At 35.6% G+C, this 16,983-nt stretch carries 14 protein-coding genes; 5 read left to right on the top strand and 9 right to left on the bottom strand.

Annotated elements, in window-relative coordinates; all coding sequences use genetic code 11:
• Window positions 1-63 precede the first annotated feature (63 nt).
• Genes ACFFLS_RS13410 through ACFFLS_RS13420 form a run of 3 tightly spaced genes read right to left on the bottom strand, consistent with a single transcriptional unit; the run spans window position 64 to window position 5,819 of the window.
• Window positions 64-1,470, bottom strand: coding sequence for an efflux transporter outer membrane subunit (locus ACFFLS_RS13410; protein ID WP_379682090.1), 1,407 nt, complete (start codon window positions 1,468-1,470; stop codon window positions 64-66).
• Between the two features lie 18 nt (window positions 1,471-1,488).
• Complete coding sequence (locus ACFFLS_RS13415; RefSeq protein ID WP_379682091.1) at window positions 1,489-4,659, bottom strand: efflux RND transporter permease subunit; 3,171 nt, start codon at window positions 4,657-4,659, stop codon at window positions 1,489-1,491.
• Between the two features lie 5 nt (window positions 4,660-4,664).
• The gene (locus ACFFLS_RS13420; protein ID WP_379682092.1) at window positions 4,665-5,819 is read right to left on the bottom strand and encodes an efflux RND transporter periplasmic adaptor subunit; all 1,155 of its coding nucleotides are present in this window, start codon (window positions 5,817-5,819) and stop codon (window positions 4,665-4,667) included.
• 266 nt (window positions 5,820-6,085) lie between these two features.
• On the opposite strand from ACFFLS_RS13420, the gene ACFFLS_RS13425 reads away from it, so the two are divergent.
• The 5 genes from ACFFLS_RS13425 (at window position 6,086) to ACFFLS_RS13445 (ending at window position 10,718) form a co-directional block, all read left to right on the top strand.
• On the top strand, window positions 6,086-7,135 hold the full coding sequence (locus tag ACFFLS_RS13425; protein WP_379682093.1) for a sensor histidine kinase: 1,050 nt from the start codon (window positions 6,086-6,088) through the stop codon (window positions 7,133-7,135).
• Entirely contained in the window at window positions 7,132-7,863 is a 732-nt protein-coding gene (locus tag ACFFLS_RS13430) for a LytR/AlgR family response regulator transcription factor (protein ID WP_379682094.1), read from the top strand. Before ACFFLS_RS13425 ends, ACFFLS_RS13430 begins: the two co-directional genes overlap by 4 nt.
• Before the next feature lie 22 nt (window positions 7,864-7,885).
• Window positions 7,886-8,179: a DUF3861 domain-containing protein gene (locus ACFFLS_RS13435; RefSeq protein ID WP_379682095.1), complete on the top strand. Its 294-nt coding sequence runs from the start codon at window positions 7,886-7,888 to the stop codon at window positions 8,177-8,179.
• Window positions 8,180-8,243: 64 nt separating this feature from the next.
• A complete protein-coding gene (locus tag ACFFLS_RS13440; protein WP_379682096.1) occupies window positions 8,244-9,134 on the top strand; it encodes a dienelactone hydrolase family protein in 891 nt (296 codons plus the stop codon).
• 357 nt (window positions 9,135-9,491) lie between these two features.
• On the top strand, window positions 9,492-10,718 hold the full coding sequence (locus tag ACFFLS_RS13445; RefSeq protein ID WP_379682097.1) for a PQQ-dependent sugar dehydrogenase: 1,227 nt from the start codon (window positions 9,492-9,494) through the stop codon (window positions 10,716-10,718).
• Between the two features lie 161 nt (window positions 10,719-10,879).
• Here the strand turns inward: ACFFLS_RS13445 and ACFFLS_RS13450 are convergent, their stop codons facing one another.
• The 6 genes from ACFFLS_RS13450 to ACFFLS_RS13475 form a co-directional block, all read right to left on the bottom strand.
• Window positions 10,880-11,494 carry a thioredoxin family protein gene (locus ACFFLS_RS13450; RefSeq protein WP_379682098.1) on the bottom strand — a complete coding sequence of 205 codons (615 nt, stop codon included), beginning with the start codon at window positions 11,492-11,494 and terminating at the stop codon, window positions 10,880-10,882.
• A gap of 3 nt (window positions 11,495-11,497) precedes the next feature.
• Window positions 11,498-11,974 carry a TlpA disulfide reductase family protein gene (locus tag ACFFLS_RS13455; RefSeq protein ID WP_379682099.1) on the bottom strand — a complete coding sequence of 159 codons (477 nt, stop codon included), beginning with the start codon at window positions 11,972-11,974 and terminating at the stop codon, window positions 11,498-11,500.
• Between the two features lie 457 nt (window positions 11,975-12,431).
• Entirely contained in the window at window positions 12,432-14,918 is a 2,487-nt protein-coding gene (locus tag ACFFLS_RS13460; RefSeq protein ID WP_379682100.1) for a DUF1963 domain-containing protein, read from the bottom strand.
• 53 nt (window positions 14,919-14,971) lie between these two features.
• Window positions 14,972-15,622 (bottom strand): Imm19 family immunity protein, encoded by a 651-nt coding sequence (locus ACFFLS_RS13465; RefSeq protein ID WP_379682101.1) that lies wholly within the window; start codon window positions 15,620-15,622, stop codon window positions 14,972-14,974.
• Window positions 15,623-15,647: 25 nt separating this feature from the next.
• Entirely contained in the window at window positions 15,648-16,235 is a 588-nt protein-coding gene (locus ACFFLS_RS13470) for a hypothetical protein (protein ID WP_379682102.1), read from the bottom strand.
• Window positions 16,236-16,246: 11 nt separating this feature from the next.
• Window positions 16,247-16,969, bottom strand: coding sequence for a DUF1963 domain-containing protein (locus ACFFLS_RS13475; protein WP_379682103.1), 723 nt, complete (start codon window positions 16,967-16,969; stop codon window positions 16,247-16,249).
• Window positions 16,970-16,983 lie beyond the last annotated feature (14 nt).

A 16,983-nucleotide genomic window follows, 5' to 3' on the forward strand; every position in this document is an offset into this window, starting at 1 on the left:
TAAATTAGACGAAATGTATAATTATTCCGACAAACGACATTTTTTTCGAATTGAAGATGTCATTTATTTCCAACCTCCGCCCAAAGCTCTATACAAATTAACAACAGCCTGCAATTTCTGAAGATTGTCGTTGATGCCGCTTAACTGCGCTGACAATAGATTTTGTTCTGAAGTCAAAACATCAGTATAATTAGTGGCTGAGCTATATTCTAAAAGCTGTTGTGTAAAATCAACCGCTTTTTCAAGAGCTTCAATTTGTTTCTTTCTTGAATCTTCTTTTTCAACTGCCATTTCATACGAATACAAAGCATTCGAAACTTCCTGACCTGCTACCAAAAGCGTTTGCTGGAAACTGTTATACGCTTGCAATTGTTGAGACTGAGCCGTTGTTAATCTCATCTTATTCAATCCTTGATTAAAAATTGGTTGTGTTAAACCTCCGATAATTGAATAAAATATAGAGTTGGTGAAAAAGTCTTTCAATTCTAAATTAGAAAAACCTGTACTAGCTGTAAGCGTCAAACTTGGATAAAAATAAGTTTTCGCCAAATTAGTAGATTCAAACGCAACTCTGAAATTAAATTCCGCCTGACGAACATCTGGACGGTTATTCAATAATTGAGCAGGCATTCCGATTGCAATATTTTCAGGAATAATCTGAGTTCCTAATTCTCCTCTATCAATTGTCCCTGGTCCTTGTCCTAATAAGATATTTAGAGCATTTTCGGTTTCGCGAATGCTTTGTTTCAAATCTGGAATCAGAACCTCTGCTGCATGTTGATTGGCTTCACTCTGCACAACCGCCGCTCCTGTAACAATTGCACCTTCTTTTAAAGCTTTAATTGTTTCCACATTTTTAATTCGGCTTTCCAAAGTCTCCTGCGTAATTTTCAATGATTTATCATAAGCCAAAAGCATGAAATAATTATTGGCAATATCAGCAATCAATTGTGTCTGAATAGCTTGTTTCGCAGCATCGGTTGCTAAATAAGTTGCCAAAGCCGCTCTTTTAGAACTGCTCAGTTTTCCCCAAATATCCAATTCCCAAGAAGTACTTGCCCCTAATTTGTAAGTAGTTGTCAAAGTATTAATATTAATTCCAGGAGGGAAGTTAAGTCCTGCTTGAGATTGCTTGTTATGCGTAACACTTGCGTCTAATTGTAAAGTCGGATAATAAGCCAATTTACTCTGACGCAATGAAGCTCGAGCTTGAACAATATTCTCAATCGCATTCTTCAGATTCAGGTTTTGATCTAATCCTTTCTGAATTAAAGCGTTCAGTTTTTCATCTTTAAAAACACTCTGCCAAGGCATATCAGCAATTGTAGTCGAATCTGTTGAAGATTGATCGCGATAAAGTTGATCTGTTTTTAAGGTTGTGGGACGTTCGTATTTCTTGGTAACGGAGCATGCACTCAAAAGTGCGGCCGTCATTACCAGTAAAATATATTTATTTGAACTATTAATCATTTCTTTCTTAATTAAATTTTACTCTTTATGAGCTTCTATTAAATGAATTTCGTCTTCATCGTCATCGTCTTCATCGTAACCGTCTTTTGCAGGACCACTAATTTTTTCTTGTAAATTTTGGAAAATGATAAACAGAACTGGAATTACGAAAACTCCTAAAATGGTTCCAATCAACATACCACCTACTGCTCCAGTACCAATCGATTTGTTACCAACAGCACCTGCTCCAGAAGCAAACATTAATGGAACAAGTCCAAGGATAAAAGCGAATGAAGTCATCAAAATCGGACGTAAACGCGCTACTGCTCCCTCGATTGCCGCTTGAACAACTGGCAGACCTTTTCGTCTTCTGTCCAAAGCAAATTCCACAATCAAAATACCGTTCTTGGCGAGAAGTCCAATCAACATGATTAAGGAAATCTGCAAGTAGATGTTACTATTCAGTTTGAAAATAATCGAGAACAAATAAGCTCCTGCTAATCCAAACGGAATGGAGAATAATACAGCAAACGGCAAAATATAACTTTCGTACTGTGCACTCAATAAGAAATAAACGAATACTAAACACAAAGCAAAAATGAATATCGTTTCACTTCCAGAAGCTAATTCCTCACGTGTCAATCCAGAAAATTCGTAACCATAACCTGCCGGAAGATTTTCTGCTGCAACTTCCTGAATTGCTTTAATCGCATCTCCAGAACTATATCCAGGATTTGGTGCACCTGTTATCGAAATCGACGTAAACAAGTTAAATCTCGAAATCGATTCTGGCCCGAAGACTCTTGTCATTTTTACAAACTCCGTAATTGGCGCCATATTTCCCGCACTGTTACGAACGAATATTTTATTCAATCCTTGTGTATTTGCTCTAAATTCTGGAGCAGCCTGAACCATTACACGGTATTGTTTTCCGAACTTATTGAAATTCGAAGCGTACAATCCTCCGTAATATCCTTGCATGGTTGATAGAATCGTATTTACAGAAACTCCTGCATCTTTCGCTTTCGCTAAATTAATATCCATCATATACTGAGGGAATCCTGGATTGAAAGGTGTTGTCGCGTATTGAATTTCTGGACGCTCTGATAATTTCGCTAAAAATTCATTATTAACTTTAAAGAATTCGGCAGTTGTGTGTCCACCTTTATCCTGTAATTGGAATTCGAATCCACCACTTTGTCCAAAACCTTGAATCGTTGGCGGCGAAATAAAGAAGATATTAGCCTCACGAATACCACTAGTTTTAGCAAAAAGCTGTCCGATTACATCATCAACACTTAAATCGCGCTGGTCCCATGGTTTCAATTTTACAATAACCATACTGTAGGCACTACCCGCTCCAGCCGTAAAGTTCTGCCCCACGATTCGAAGTGTATTTTTAACTCCCGGAATAGTTTTGGCAATACTGTCTACTCTTTTGGCAATAATATCCGAACGCTCCATAGAAGCTGATGGCGGCAAGCTAATGTTAGCGAAAACAGTTCCCTGATCTTCAGAAGGAACGAAAGCAGACGGCGTAGTTTTCATCATATAAACCAATGCTAAACCAGCAATAATAATAGAACCTAAGGCAATCCATTTTTTGACAGAAAGAAAACTTACGGAGCGTTTGTATCGCTGGGTTACGTTATCAAAAGCAACGTTGAATGATGTATAAAAACGCTGTAAATAACTTTTGTGCTTATGATCATCTGCATGTGGTTTCAATAAAAGCGCACATAAAGCCGGACTCAAAGTCAAGGCATTTACTGCCGAAAGAATAATCGCGACGGCCAATGTAATACCAAACTGTTTGTAAAAAACTCCTGTTGATCCGTTAATAAATGTTACCGGAATAAATACTGCGGCCATTACTAAGGTAATCGAAATAATTGCTCCCGAAATTTCATCCATCGCGTGAATGGTTGCTTTTTTAGCCGATTTATATCCGTGATCGAGTTTTGCATGGACGGCCTCGACAACCACAATCGCGTCATCGACGACAATACCAATGGCGAGAACCATCGCAAAAAGCGTCAATAAGTTAATTGTAAATCCGAATAAATTCAGGAAGAAAAACGTTCCCACAATCGCAACCGGAACCGCAATCGCTGGAATTAAAGTCGATCTAAAATCTTGAAGGAAAATAAATACTACAATGAAAACCAATATAAAGGCTTCAATCAACGTGTGAATTACTTTTTCGATAGAAGCATCTAAATTTTCGTTGACATCCACCATAATAGTGTATTTCATCCCTTTTGGAAAACTCTTTGCAGCTTCTTCAATTAGTTTTTTAGAATTGATGATTACATCACGTGCATTAGATCCCGGAGTCTGGCTGATGGCCATTGCAGCAGATTCTACGCCGTTTGTTTTAATTGTAGAAGCGTAACTCAACGATCCTAATTCTACTTTAGCCACATCTTTAAGTCTAAGCATCTGACCATTTCCAACAGATTTAATAACGATATTCTCAAATTCCTGAGCGCTCGTCAAACGTCCTTTGTATTTGATTACATATTGGAATGCCTGATTTCCGTTTTCACCAAATTTACCTGGCGCTGCTTCGATATTCTGTTCCGCTAAAGCTGCCGAAATATCACTCGGAATCAATTTGTATTGTTGCATTACATCTGGTTTCAACCAGATTCTCATCGAATAATCTTTTGCACCAAAAACGGTTACATCTCCTACTCCAACTACACGCTGAATCTGAGGTACAAGGTTAATCTTCGCATAATTCTGAAGAAACGTCTGGTCGTAAGCTTTATCATCACTATATAAAGAGAAAATCAATAAGTTACTACTCTGGCTTTTGGTTACTGTAACTCCAGCCTGCGTTACCTCTACGGGTAATAAACTTGTAGCTCTGGAAACCCTGTTTTGCACGTTTACCGCCGCTAAATCGGGATTGGTTCCTACTTTAAAGAAAACTTTTATAGAAGCATTTCCGTCGTTTGTTGCTGTAGAAGTCATGTAAGTCATGTTCTCTACACCATTAATTTGTTCTTCCAATGGAATTACGATACTTTTAAGTACCACATCCGCGTTGGCTCCAGTATAACTTGCTGCCACGTTTACCGTTGGCGGTGCAATATCCGGATATTGAGAAATCGGTAACTCTATTAGGCCTAAAACACCTAAAATAACGATAATAACAGATATTACCGTTGAGAGTACGGGTCTTTGTATAAACTTTTTAAACATTTGATTTATTTTAAGTCAGCGTAAACTGTTTCTGGACTTTGCTTTTGCGCTTTAATTTCAGTTCCTTCTTTTAGAGAAGCCACTCCTTCTAAAACTATTTCGTCTCCTGCCTGCAAACCGCTTGTTACTACATAATAGTTTCCTGCTGTATTTTCAAGTACTGTGATATTGGCATTTCTTGTTTTTCCGTCTTTTCCTAAAACAACTGCAAACATTTTATCTTGAAGTTCGAATGTTGCACTTTGCGGAATAATAATTCCGTCTTTTACTTCTTTTGGAATACGAACTGTAGTACTGCTTCCGCTTCTAATAATTCCTTTTGAATTTGGGAAACGAGCTCTCACATTTACCGTTCCTGTTTCTGTATTGATCAATCCGTTTACGGTTTCAATATGCCCTTTTTCATCGTAAGCAGAACCATCTGAAAGCACTAAAGAAACGGCTGGCATACTTTTTAATTTTTGGTTTAATGAAGCTCCTGAATCTTTAGTAAAATTCAACAATGTTTTTTCGTTCATTGCAAAATAAGCATAAACATTACCAATACTTGAAACTGTCGTTAAAGGTTCCGTAGTATTAGAACTTACTAAACTTCCTAAACGAAACGGAATTGAACCTACCACTCCATCAACCGGACTTGTAACTGTAGTATATCCTAAATTAACTTTAGCATTTACTAAAGCCGCATTTGCCTGTGCTAAACTTGCCAAAGCTGACTCATAAGTATACTGAGCCGATTCTAAATCGTATTTACTGATGATGCCTTTTTCTACTAAAGGTTTTACTTTATTTACCGCCAATTTTGCTGCGCTTAAATCTGCTTGAGCACTTTTAATGCTTGCCGTAGCAGTACGAACTTGCTGCTCGTATTCTGGAGCGCTAATTTTAAACAAAGGCTGTCCAGCTTTTACAACGGCTCCTTCGTCTACAAAAATTTTATCAATATACCCCTCAACTCTTGGGCGGATCTCTATATTTTGCTGTCCTTGAATACTTGCTGGAAAATCGCTGTTTAATGTAGCCGATTCCTTCTGTAACGTCACAGTCTTATACTCTTTTATCTGCGGTGCTCCGCCAGCCTGAGCCGACTTGTCATTTTTACCACAAGATGCGATAATAAATGCTGCTGCGAGAATACTTAAAAATGATTGCTTATTCATTGTGAAAAATGTGTGATTATCGATTATATGACAACAAAAGAACTAAAATATAACAAACGAAAATTTTCAAATAGACGAAGAGTGAAAGACAATCGATAAAGGCAACCTTAGAACCGATGGACTTTTTTAAAATATTAAACAAGTGTTTAATTTTTGTCTTATCGGCTCTAAAACACTTTTTAGAGATTCTAAATCCCTGTTGGGCGATTGCCTAAAAATTGTATTCGAATAAAATGTAATATTGTCCTTAAAAATAACAAACTGCAATGACACCTAACTTTTTTAGACCCTATTTATTTACCGGATTGCATATTCTAAGCTGGGTATTATTAGGCTTTATCATGTTGTTCTACATGCCATTAACTTGGAATGTAATTCTTCCGTCTATTTTTTGGCTTTGGCAGATTATTTTATTGTTTTTGTTAATGATTATTTTTTATTCGAATGCCAAAATCATAGTTCCAAAAACCATTTTTAAAGACAATACTTCGCCTTTTATGGTTTGGGCTCTTGTCATTATTTTTACAATGCAGCTTATCGCCTATTTTTACACTTCTCAGACTGACTTACATCATAAAATCAGTTTGATTTTAGGATTCAAAAAGTATCGAAATCCCTATTTCGACAACTATGTTCTAATGCTCACTTTGTTGGTTTTAGGAATTAGTACAAGTTGGGCGATGTTGCAATATTGGCAGAAAGCCGCGCAACATAAGCAGAAACTAGAACAGGACAAAACAATGGCGGAACTGGCAATGCTGAAAGCACAAATTAATCCGCATTTTTTCTTTAATTCCTTAAATAGCATTTATTCTCTTACCTATACAGATATTGAGGATTCTAGAAATGCGCTTCATACTTTAAGCCGAATGATGCGTTATCTACTTTACAGCACAGAAGGCGAAAGAACAACTTTGTTGAAAGAAGTCGAATTTCTAAAAGATTTTATTGCTTTAATGAAACTTCGTGCCAACAGCAAATTATCCATTACAACCGAAATTCCCGAAAAACTGAACGACTATCCGATTGTTCCAATGTTATTACTACCTTTAGTAGAAAATGCATTTAAGCACGGTGTACACGCAACAGATAAAAGCGAAATTCACATCAAACTTTTACAAAACGGAACCGATTTAGAATTTGAAGTAGAAAATACTTTCTTCGAAAAAACAACTGTTCAAGATGTGGGCGGCATCGGCTTGACCAATACCAGACGAAGATTACATCTCATTTATCCGAACAGTCATTTTATGACATTCGGCATTACCGATGATGGAAAATATAGAATAAAACTGAAAATAACTTTAGAGCAATGACAGTATTAAAATGTATAGCAGTAGATGATGAACCATTGGCTTTAAAACTTGTCGAAACATTTATACACCAGACTCCTTTTTTAGAACTAGTAGGAAGTTGTGATAATGCGGTAGAGGCCATGGGTGTTATTCGCGAAAAACAACCCGACGTGGTTTTCTTGGATATCAATATGCCCAATCTAACCGGAATGGAACTTGCCAGACTTTTGCAAGATCAATCTGGTCCGTTGCCGAAAATCGTTTTTACTACCGCATACAATCATTATGCTATTGAAGGCTATCGAGTGAATGCTGTAGATTATCTTTTAAAACCTTTCAGTTATGAAGAATTTCTGCGAGCTTCCAGCAAAGTTTTACAATTGTATGAAGAAGCCAATACTGGATATCAAAACATTACTGCCGATGACGAATTTATCTTTTTAAAAGTCGAATACCAATGGGTCAGAATTTCACTTAAAGACATTTGTTATATTGAAAGTTTAAAAGATTATGTAAAAGTACATTTAGAAGATTCACCAAAATCACTGCTGTCGCTTATTTCATTAAAAGCTTTAGAAGAAAAACTTCCTTCGTCAAAATTTATGCGTGTGCATCGTTCTTTTATTGTGGCATTAGATAAAATCAGCGCCATCAGCAAGAACTCCATTTTTATCGACAAAATTGAAATTACGGTAGGAGAACAATACAAAGAAGCCTTTAAAATTATGGTGGATAAATGGCTTAAATAACATTTTTTGAATTATAAAAACTATGGAAAAAAGATCTAATAAATATTACCTGACTTTAAGTCTTAAGGAATATTCAAACGGAGAAACCGAGCCTGCAAAAGAACTCGGAATACAATTTGACAATCACGATGAGATTTTCGGAATAATAGAACGAATCAGAGAAAAGAATATTTTTGAAGATCAATCTGAAGTGGTTCAATTTGCTTTGGGATTGAAATTATTCAGCGAGATTAAACTAAAACACAGAAAAAATCCTCTTTTTGAAGAACTCAATGAAGTTTTTCCTGTATTCATGAAAAAATTAAAAAGCTTGTAGTTCAATAAACTGCAAGCTTTTTTTATCTTCCTCTTTTCGAAATTAACGCTTCAAAAAACAGACCATGGACAAAATAACCAAAGAAGATATCAGTCAAGAAGTATTTGATTTGTACGATGATTATGCACACAATAAAATAAACAGAAGACACTTTGTCGAAAAGCTTTCCATTTTTGCTGTAGGAGCGCTTACATTGCCTTCTCTTTTAAGTTTTATGACGCCTAATTATGTCGACTCTATTTTGGTGCAACCAACAGATCCTAGAATAAAAACTGGATACATCAACTACGATTCTCCAAAAGGCGGTGGCAGCATAAAAGGGCTTTTATCGCAGCCTTCTGAAAGCAAAAAGAAGTTACCCGGAATTATTGTAGTTCATGAAAATCGTGGCCTTAATCCGTATATAGAAGATGTGGGAAGAAGAGCCGCTCTTGAAGGATTTATTTCGCTTGCTCCAGACGCTTTGTCTCCGCTCGGAGGTTATCCAGGAAATGACGATGAAGGACGTGAAATGCAAAAGAAACGTACTAGAGAAGAAATGCTTGAAGATTTTGTTGCTGCTTATGAATATCTAAAATCTCATAAAGACTGCAATGGTTCTATCGGAGTGGTCGGTTTTTGTTTTGGTGGATGGATTTCGAATATGATGGCAGTAAAAATACCCGATTTAAAAGCAGCAGTTCCTTATTATGGGGGACAGCCTTCAAAAGAAGATACTGAAAAAATTAAAGCACCACTCCTGCTCCATTACGCTGGTTTAGATACTCGTGTAAACGAAGGCTGGCCTGCATTTCAGGAAGTACTGAATCAAAACAAAGTAGAAAATACAGCTCATTTTTATCCAAATGTCAATCATGGTTTTCATAACAATACAACTCCAAGATATGACGAAACCGCTGCCACGCTCTCTTGGACCAGAACTATCGATTTTTTTAAACAAAAACTGAAAAAATAACTTTTAAAAATATTTTTCTTCAAGAAACTTACAATGCCGTAATCCCTTTAAAAAATAAGGGTTAAGCGTTATTTTGCTTTTAGAGTTTCGACAGAAACAAAAACTTTTTCATCTTTTACGGCAATAATTTGTAGCTATTTTCCGTTACAATTAAGCATGCCCCACTAAATGCCATTCCAAAAAGAAGTTTAATTTCTATTGAAAATTTATGATTTTTTGTATGCTTAAGCATTTAGGCATTTCTAAATTGAAAAAATAAAAGAGAGGTTTCTAATTGATAGTCTCCAAAAAAATAATTCTATTTCGAGATGTTTGGTAATGCATAAATTATTTTTTAACCATAAAAATGAAAGCATTATGATAATCAAAAAAAGTATTTTTCTACTCGTCGCACTTGCAGCTTTTAGCAGTTGTTCAAATAATGACTCAGACGATGATGCCAATGTGGGGCCAACAGGTCCTCCAGTAGAGACCCAACCCGCAAACACCGCATACCAGCCTGCTTTTTCGGGGCAGACACGCGCAGGAAGCATTCAGACTACTACTGAATATGAATCTAAAATTATCACCAACGGTTTAAGCTCTCCTTGGGGAGTCGCATACCTTCCTGATGGACGTTTATTGGTTACCGAAAAAGGAGGTACAATGAAGATTGTAACCCAAGCTGGCGCTGTCGGCGCAACCATAACCGGAATTCCTACTGTAAATCCTGCTGATCAGGGTGGTTTATTGGGGCTTTGCCTTGATCCTGCTTTTGAGACAAACAGAATGATTTACTGGGTATTTTCTGAGGCTGTTTCAGGCGGCAATATTACCGCTGTAGCGAAAGGAAGATTGGCAAACAACGATGCTTCTATAGAAAATGCAACCGTAATTTATCGTTCAAATACACCTAATTCAAGTACATTGCATTATGGAGGTCGCATTTTATTTGATAAGACTGGAAATCTTTTTGTAAGCATTGGCGAGCGTTCTGTTTTACAGACCCGTCCATTAGCACAAGCAGTCAACAGCAGTTTAGGTAAAGTTATACGCATCACTACAAGCGGTCAAGCGGCATCTGGAAATCCAACTTTTAGCGGATCAGGAGCTTTGCCGGAACTCTATACAATTGGACACCGAAATCCGCAGGGATTGGCTATTCATCCGACAACAGGAGAACTTTGGCAGAGCGAACATGGACCGAGAGGTGGTGATGAAATTAACAGAATCTCAGCTGGAGCCAATTACGGATGGCCAACAATTACTTACGGAATTGAATACGGAGGAGCAAAAATTGGTGACGGAATTACACAAAAAACAGGTATGGAACAGCCTGTCTATTATTGGGATCCTGTGGTTTCGCCAAGCGGTATGACATTTTACGCTGGAAAACGCATTCCCGAATGGCAGAATAATCTCTTCATAGGTTCGCTTAGCGGCACGCATATTGTACGTTTAGCCTTTAAAGACAATAAAGTAGCCGGAGAGGAAAGATTGCTTGCCGGAGAAGGACAAAGATTTAGAGATGTTACTCAAGGAAAAGATGAAGCATTATACGCCGTTACCGATCAAGGAAGACTTTATCGTATAGACAAAAAGTAAACTTGTTCATTATATTTGCCAAAAAACGCCCCAATCGGGGCGTTTTATATTTTATGGATTGTTTTCTTTTGTTTCAGGTTTCAGGTTTCAGGTTTCAGGTTTCAAGTTAACGCAACGGAATAAAACTTGAAACCTGAAACCTGAAACCTGAAACAAAAGAACTAAGCTTTTGCTTTTCTTTTTACTGTACAACCAATTTCTTTAGTTTGTGTAACAGTTGGTTTTTGACCGCTTTTTAAAGACGCAATAACTTCTTCTGCATATTTTGTTTTTTGAGGATTATTCCCTTCAGGATCATTGTCGATTGCTCCTACATATTCTACAACATTTCCTTTTGCAGTTTTAGAAACTATAAAAATGTGCGGTGTACGTTTTGCACCATATTGATCTGTAATCTTTTGTCCTGGATCAAATAAATATGGGAAAGGATATTTTTTGTCTTTTGCTAAATCTTGCATTTTAGTGAAAGTATCTGCTGTAGATGCTTCAGGATCGTTTGGATTAATCGCGATTACAGGATATCCTTGTGGTCTGAATTTTTTATCTAAATCGATAATTCTTTGCTCGTATCCTATTGCATAAGGACAGGTATTACAAGTAAAAACAACAATATAACCTTTTGCGTCCTTGAAAGTTCCGAAAGAAACTTCTTTGTTGTCTACGTTTTTAAGTTTGAAATCGGGTGCGACATCGCCTGCTTTTAATGTTGTCCCAGTTTGTGCCTGAGCTAAAAAGGCAGAAAGTGCCAATGTCAGTAATAAGATTATTTTTTTCATGATTTACAGTTTTTTATATTCAGTTAATAATTCTTCGTATGTAAATTCACTTTCTACAAATTTTCTTTTGTCATTTTTAATAAAAAGTGTTGCGGGAATGCTGCCTGACCAACTTGGGTCGATTCTATCAATAAACTCCTGCGGATTGCTTTCGTTCAATAAAAAAACCTCATTTTTTAAGTTTTTTCTCTTCACGAACGGAATCACATTTGAAGCTAATTTTGATTTAAAATCTAAACTTACCAATAAAACAGCCATTTTCTCTGTTTTATGTTCGGCAGCGAGTTTTTCAAAATGGGGTAATTCTTTGATGCAAGGCGCGCACCAAGTTGCCCAAAAATTAACCACATAAGTGCTGTCATTTCCTTTTTTGATTCTTTCATTCAACTGATCGATATTCATCAGTTTAACTTTCTGACTATATGCTGAAACGGAAAAAATAATCAATAGGAATATATGGAGAACTGATTTGATTTTCATAAAAAATACTTTAGGATTAATTTGAGCCTTACAAATATAAACTAATGAAATCTTACTTTTTGTTAATAAAAATTTAATGAGTCTTTTTTGAGATGCTAAGGGACTAAGATTCTAAGTTGCTAAGATTTATAAATCGTTCCTACGGAACTTTATAATTTTTTTCAATATTTTTCAACGGATTGAAAATCCGTTGCTACAAAATCGAACATTCCTACGGAATTCTGGATTTTGTATTTTCAAAGAATCGTATGCAAGCTAATATTAAGAACCATCAGTTCGAATTATTTTGTTACGCTGGATTGAAATCCAGCGTAAAAGAAAACGCATCGAAAGAGAGAGCCGTAGGTTCGGTACATTTTTAATTTTTATTTTTTCGTATCTATATAATCTTTGATTGCATTTGAGAATGAATTCAAATCCGTTGATGAAAAATAATGTAAATTCATTTTTAGAAAAATTAGCTAGTTTCTAATCCGCAATAAATGTTTGAAAAATCTTTTTTAGCCAAATCACTTTTGTGAATGACAAAATAAACTTCTCCAGCATCCCAAAAACAAAAGCCCGGATTATTGTCACTGCTTACACGCAAGAGTACCATCCATTCTTCTGGTTTTCCTTTCAGTGTATTTACTGCTTCTATTTCAGGCGAATCATGTTGTTTAAAAACATAATTATTAATTCCGTGAGAAGATTTTGTATCAAAAGGCGATAGTGCTTGCTGTAATGCTTCAGTCTCATCGTATTTTTCTTCTAATTCCCTTAATTCAGGTGCAATGTCTTCATAATAATGCTCATCATTATAAAATGATGGAAGACTTACGCATTTTGAAGAATTGGTCTCAAACGGGTTGAAAATACCCGATTCATCATAGATAAACTCTTCATCGATATCCAATTCTTTTGCTGATTTTAGATCTTCCGTTTCCCCTTCATAATAAATGACTTTCGGAACAAAATCCTGCTGATCTTCAATAAAAAAATAAAGCATTCCTGTTCGAGGCAGATAATCCTGAAAACCGGCAACAGAGGCGCAATTGATCTGAGCAATAAACTGATAGCCTTTTTTTTCTTCATCAATTATTATCGTAGGATAATCTACATTTGCGGGTAAATCCGGAAGTCCTCCAAATCGATTATTTCCTAATTCATCGTACAAATCTGGAATTGTAGTAGCAAAATTTACTGAATGGCGTGCAATTTTAGAAAGTCCATTTTCGTATTCCTGAAAATCGTTTTCCTTAATAGCTTTTTGAAGGTTTGATTTTAAATCCAAATCTTTGCGCGCAAAAAATAGTTCATTGTCGTAGACAATTGTTCCTTTGTTGTCTGCGCCATTATAGGTATAATCGAGCAAAGTCATTTTTTTCTCCAGTTCTAAATCAAGTTCTGGAATATTTTCAAGTTCACTAGGAAGTGATTTAAGAGGATTGTTTCGAATATGAAGTTTTCTGAGATTCTTTAATTGAGTATATGAATTTGGAATATCCGTCAGTTGATTTCCTTCTAAATGCAGAACCTCCAAATTATCAGGTAATAACTTAGGTGCGGATCCTAAATTGTTATTTTCAAGATAACAAAATTTAAGTTTCGAAAGATACTGCAATGTATAGGGATGAATTCCTTCGACTTTACTTCCTGTCAGCAAGAGAAATTCCAATTCACGAAGATCCCCTATCCATTCTGGGAATCTCGTAATGGCTGAAATACCCCAAAGATGTAAGGTTTTTAAATTCTTAAGATGCTTAATTGATGAAGGCATTTCAGTAAATGCTTCAGCCTCTTTACTGTTGTTTGAGAACTGAATTGTAAGTGATTCCAAATGAACAAGTGAATGAAGCTCTTCTCTTAACTCAATTGGATCTGGATCTTTTAATTTTAATTGACGTACAATTTTTGGTGATGTCTTTTCCAATTCTTTTAGCATCGTAAAATCATACTTTTCCCATTCTAATTCTTGTACGGCTATTTTTTTAGCTAAACTTATTTTATATCTTTTAGGATTCCATTTATCTTCCAGATAACCATTTAATCCTATCCATCCTTCTTTTAAAGTAACATTGCCAGTAAAACCGAGTGAATATTGAAAACCTCTATCCCATAAATAATGATTGTAACTTTCGTCTCTCCCTTTTTCAAATGGAATAACACCTGTAGGTATCCCTTGATTGTATATCTGACTAAGAGAAAAATTTAATGCTACTGCTCCATTATACGAATCAACTATATAGCCGTATTTTTTCTCATCAAACTCAGGAATAATCCCCTCTAAATTAACGTACAAAGTTCCATTTACTGAAGCAGTGCATTCTGCTAAAAACTGTAATTCAACATCATCTATTATCCAATATTCTTTGTCATCAGTTGGAATAGAAAATTCTCCTATAAATGGAAGAATGCTGTTTTCCTCTGATTGTTCTTCTTCATTAAAATTATTTTCTGATTTTTTATGATAATAAAAATCTTGCAAAAATTTAGGAAGTTTGTCTATTGCTTCCTGTGGATTTCCAAAGTACTCCAAACTTTGCCAAATAGCTTCAAATAGCGGTTCATAGAAATTTCTCTGTTCTATTTTACAATCGCCTTTAAAAATATAACAGAACTTATCACTTATCTGAACAATAGCCAAATAATAGAAAATACCCTCTTTTGATTTGACCAATCGAATATTCGAACTATGACCTGCTACCTGAATTTCCTTTTCCAATATCAGTTCAATTTCCTCGTCTGCTAGTTTATTAGATTGCCAAAAGCGTGACACAATATTCTCTCCATCAAATTCATTAAAAAATTCTACAGGAATAAGAGTTGTCGTTGCGTAGGACAAATAATCATCATCGGGCTGTTCGTGAGCTGCTCGAATGCTTTCCCAAACCACCTGCATATCGGTGTAAACAGAAGGGATTACAAGAGAAAATGTATCGGTTTCAAATTTTTGATTGTTCATATTGCTTAACATAAAAAGAAAATAGACTTGTATTAATTAATTTTTGAAATCATCTACTGCAACGCAATCAGAATTTTATTCAGTTCTATTACATCTTCCTTATAACGTGGATATGTTGCTATATTCCTTACGCTATGATTTTGATTATTTGTTATACCGACTCCTTCTATTTCTACAAATCCAGATTCCATAATCAAACCGTTTAAAAGACAGTCTGCTATATAGTGTGAATAAATTTCAAATTTTGGAATCGATTCAAGATGTTTGACAATAAACGGTTTCAGAATATCCCTTTGACTTTCTGTAATTCCTGTAATTGGTAGAAAAAGAAGAAACAGATTCGGATATTTTTCAAAAGCCAATAATTCATCTAATGTAAAAAACCAAGCTTCAAAATGTCCTCCCAAATTGCCAATATAAATATCATTCAGAAAAAAATTGATTTCATATTCCTGAAATTCAATTACATAATTCAAATTATCCGTCAGCTTTTCTGCGATGTATCTTGGATTTTCTTCTATATCAGCTTCATTCAAAAATTGTCTTTCCCATTCGTAAGCTTTGGTTTCATCAGTTTCTACAACTTCCAGAACCTCATCAATATTTAGTTCTTCTTTTTCATTGTAACCTCTGGACCAACAGAAATAAAATTTCCAAAAAAAGGTGTTGTTATGGAGTTCTTGTAACTGTATTTGTCTATTCATAAAATTTAAATTTCTAATTGATGGCTCACAATTCTACTTTAAACGGATAAGTAAAATCAGCCGTAAAATCAGGCCTTTCGGCAGAAGGTTTTATGAGAAATTCAAAAGTAGGCTCCATGTCTTCAACTTGCTTTATTTCTCCCGATACCGTTTTTATATCCGTTATCTGTTTGGTCAGTCCAGCTAAAATTGAAACATTATAAAAACCATTTGGTAGTTCTACTGTGGCGTGTTTGTATTTTTTTAGCAAATCAACTGTACCTTTCGTAAAATCTCTTAAATACGGAATCGTATACAAATAGATTTGTCCATTAACCACCGTCAGGCAATAGCCGTCTTGTTTGTGCTGCAACTGATTTTCGGGTTTTAATAATTCAGGCGTTTCATCTGAAAGATTAAAATAAATCGTGTACGGATGATTTTCTACTCCAATCATCGGTATGATTATACCTTCTTTTACCACCTGATCTCCAGTTTCTTCTGTCGTGAATTCCGTCAATAAATCGTCTGGCAAATCATTTTCGATCTTGTACTGCATCAAACAATCTACATCACCTAGAATGAAATAATCCATCAAATCATTTAAAACTTCGTCAAATTTGTGTAATATCATTTTTTTGATTTTTAAGATTGTCCCCAGTGAAATTCACAGTTGCTAAAATTCAAATTCTTCAAATCATTTTTATCAATCAAAACGCTAAAAACGCCTTCATCATTAAAACCATTTTCTCCAATCTGCAGCAACACCACTTTATCAGAATTGACTACATCCAATATCTGTTGCTCCTGCGCCTGGCAGTGCGTAAAAATTCCAAAGATTTTTGAAGTTTCGCTTCCTGCAAAGAAATCCCACAAAACGCCGTCTTCATTGGCATCTTCTTCTTCATATTCATCTTCCGGATCACGGTATCTGTCTGAAAGTTTTTCGATTGAGACAAAAGCTTCTTTTATCAAAACTCCTTCAAAAAAATTATCGTCATGGTCTTTTACAACTCTAATAAGTTCGCTGTTCTCAACATCTGCATAAACGACAAGTCCTTTGTCTTCGACAATATCGGCGAAAAAGAATAAATGTCCTGTTTGGGGCAACAATCCAGATCTGTCATAAGGCGTAAGATGTTTAAGATCTAACTGGGCCGCAAAACGCAAATCTTCTGGATATTCAAAATCTTTTGGAAGGTCGGCAATGGGACCGCCATAACGAGAATGCCCAAGCGGAATATCTAAAGTTCCCGCTTTTACCAATAATCCGTCTTCTAAAAGAATATCGGGCATTTCTAAGCTGTCTCCATAATAATGTTTGGTTGCGGGGCGCAGTTCAATAATTTCGAAAGTATCTTTTGTCATTTGTGATTGAGGTT

Source organism: Flavobacterium procerum, from assembly GCF_042431625.1.
GTDB classification, from domain to species: domain Bacteria; phylum Bacteroidota; class Bacteroidia; order Flavobacteriales; family Flavobacteriaceae; genus Flavobacterium; species Flavobacterium procerum.

What these genes read in the sequence shown, in the direction of transcription:
- ACFFLS_RS13410 (WP_379682090.1), bottom strand. Translation starts at nt 1,470, where the DNA reads ATGATTAATAGTTCAAATAAATATATTTTACTGGTAATGACGGCCGCA.
- ACFFLS_RS13415 (WP_379682091.1), bottom strand. Translation starts at nt 4,659, where the DNA reads ATGTTTAAAAAGTTTATACAAAGACCCGTACTCTCAACGGTAATATCT.
- ACFFLS_RS13420 (WP_379682092.1), bottom strand. Translation starts at nt 5,819, where the DNA reads ATGAATAAGCAATCATTTTTAAGTATTCTCGCAGCAGCATTTATTATC.
- ACFFLS_RS13425 (WP_379682093.1), top strand. Translation starts at nt 6,086, where the DNA reads ATGACACCTAACTTTTTTAGACCCTATTTATTTACCGGATTGCATATT.
- ACFFLS_RS13430 (WP_379682094.1), top strand. Translation starts at nt 7,132, where the DNA reads ATGACAGTATTAAAATGTATAGCAGTAGATGATGAACCATTGGCTTTA.
- ACFFLS_RS13435 (WP_379682095.1), top strand. Translation starts at nt 7,886, where the DNA reads ATGGAAAAAAGATCTAATAAATATTACCTGACTTTAAGTCTTAAGGAA.
- ACFFLS_RS13440 (WP_379682096.1), top strand. Translation starts at nt 8,244, where the DNA reads ATGGACAAAATAACCAAAGAAGATATCAGTCAAGAAGTATTTGATTTG.
- ACFFLS_RS13445 (WP_379682097.1), top strand. Translation starts at nt 9,492, where the DNA reads ATGATAATCAAAAAAAGTATTTTTCTACTCGTCGCACTTGCAGCTTTT.
- ACFFLS_RS13450 (WP_379682098.1), bottom strand. Translation starts at nt 11,494, where the DNA reads ATGAAAAAAATAATCTTATTACTGACATTGGCACTTTCTGCCTTTTTA.
- ACFFLS_RS13455 (WP_379682099.1), bottom strand. Translation starts at nt 11,974, where the DNA reads ATGAAAATCAAATCAGTTCTCCATATATTCCTATTGATTATTTTTTCC.
- ACFFLS_RS13460 (WP_379682100.1), bottom strand. Translation starts at nt 14,918, where the DNA reads ATGAACAATCAAAAATTTGAAACCGATACATTTTCTCTTGTAATCCCT.
- ACFFLS_RS13465 (WP_379682101.1), bottom strand. Translation starts at nt 15,622, where the DNA reads ATGAATAGACAAATACAGTTACAAGAACTCCATAACAACACCTTTTTT.
- ACFFLS_RS13470 (WP_379682102.1), bottom strand. Translation starts at nt 16,235, where the DNA reads ATGATATTACACAAATTTGACGAAGTTTTAAATGATTTGATGGATTAT.
- ACFFLS_RS13475 (WP_379682103.1), bottom strand. Translation starts at nt 16,969, where the DNA reads ATGACAAAAGATACTTTCGAAATTATTGAACTGCGCCCCGCAACCAAA.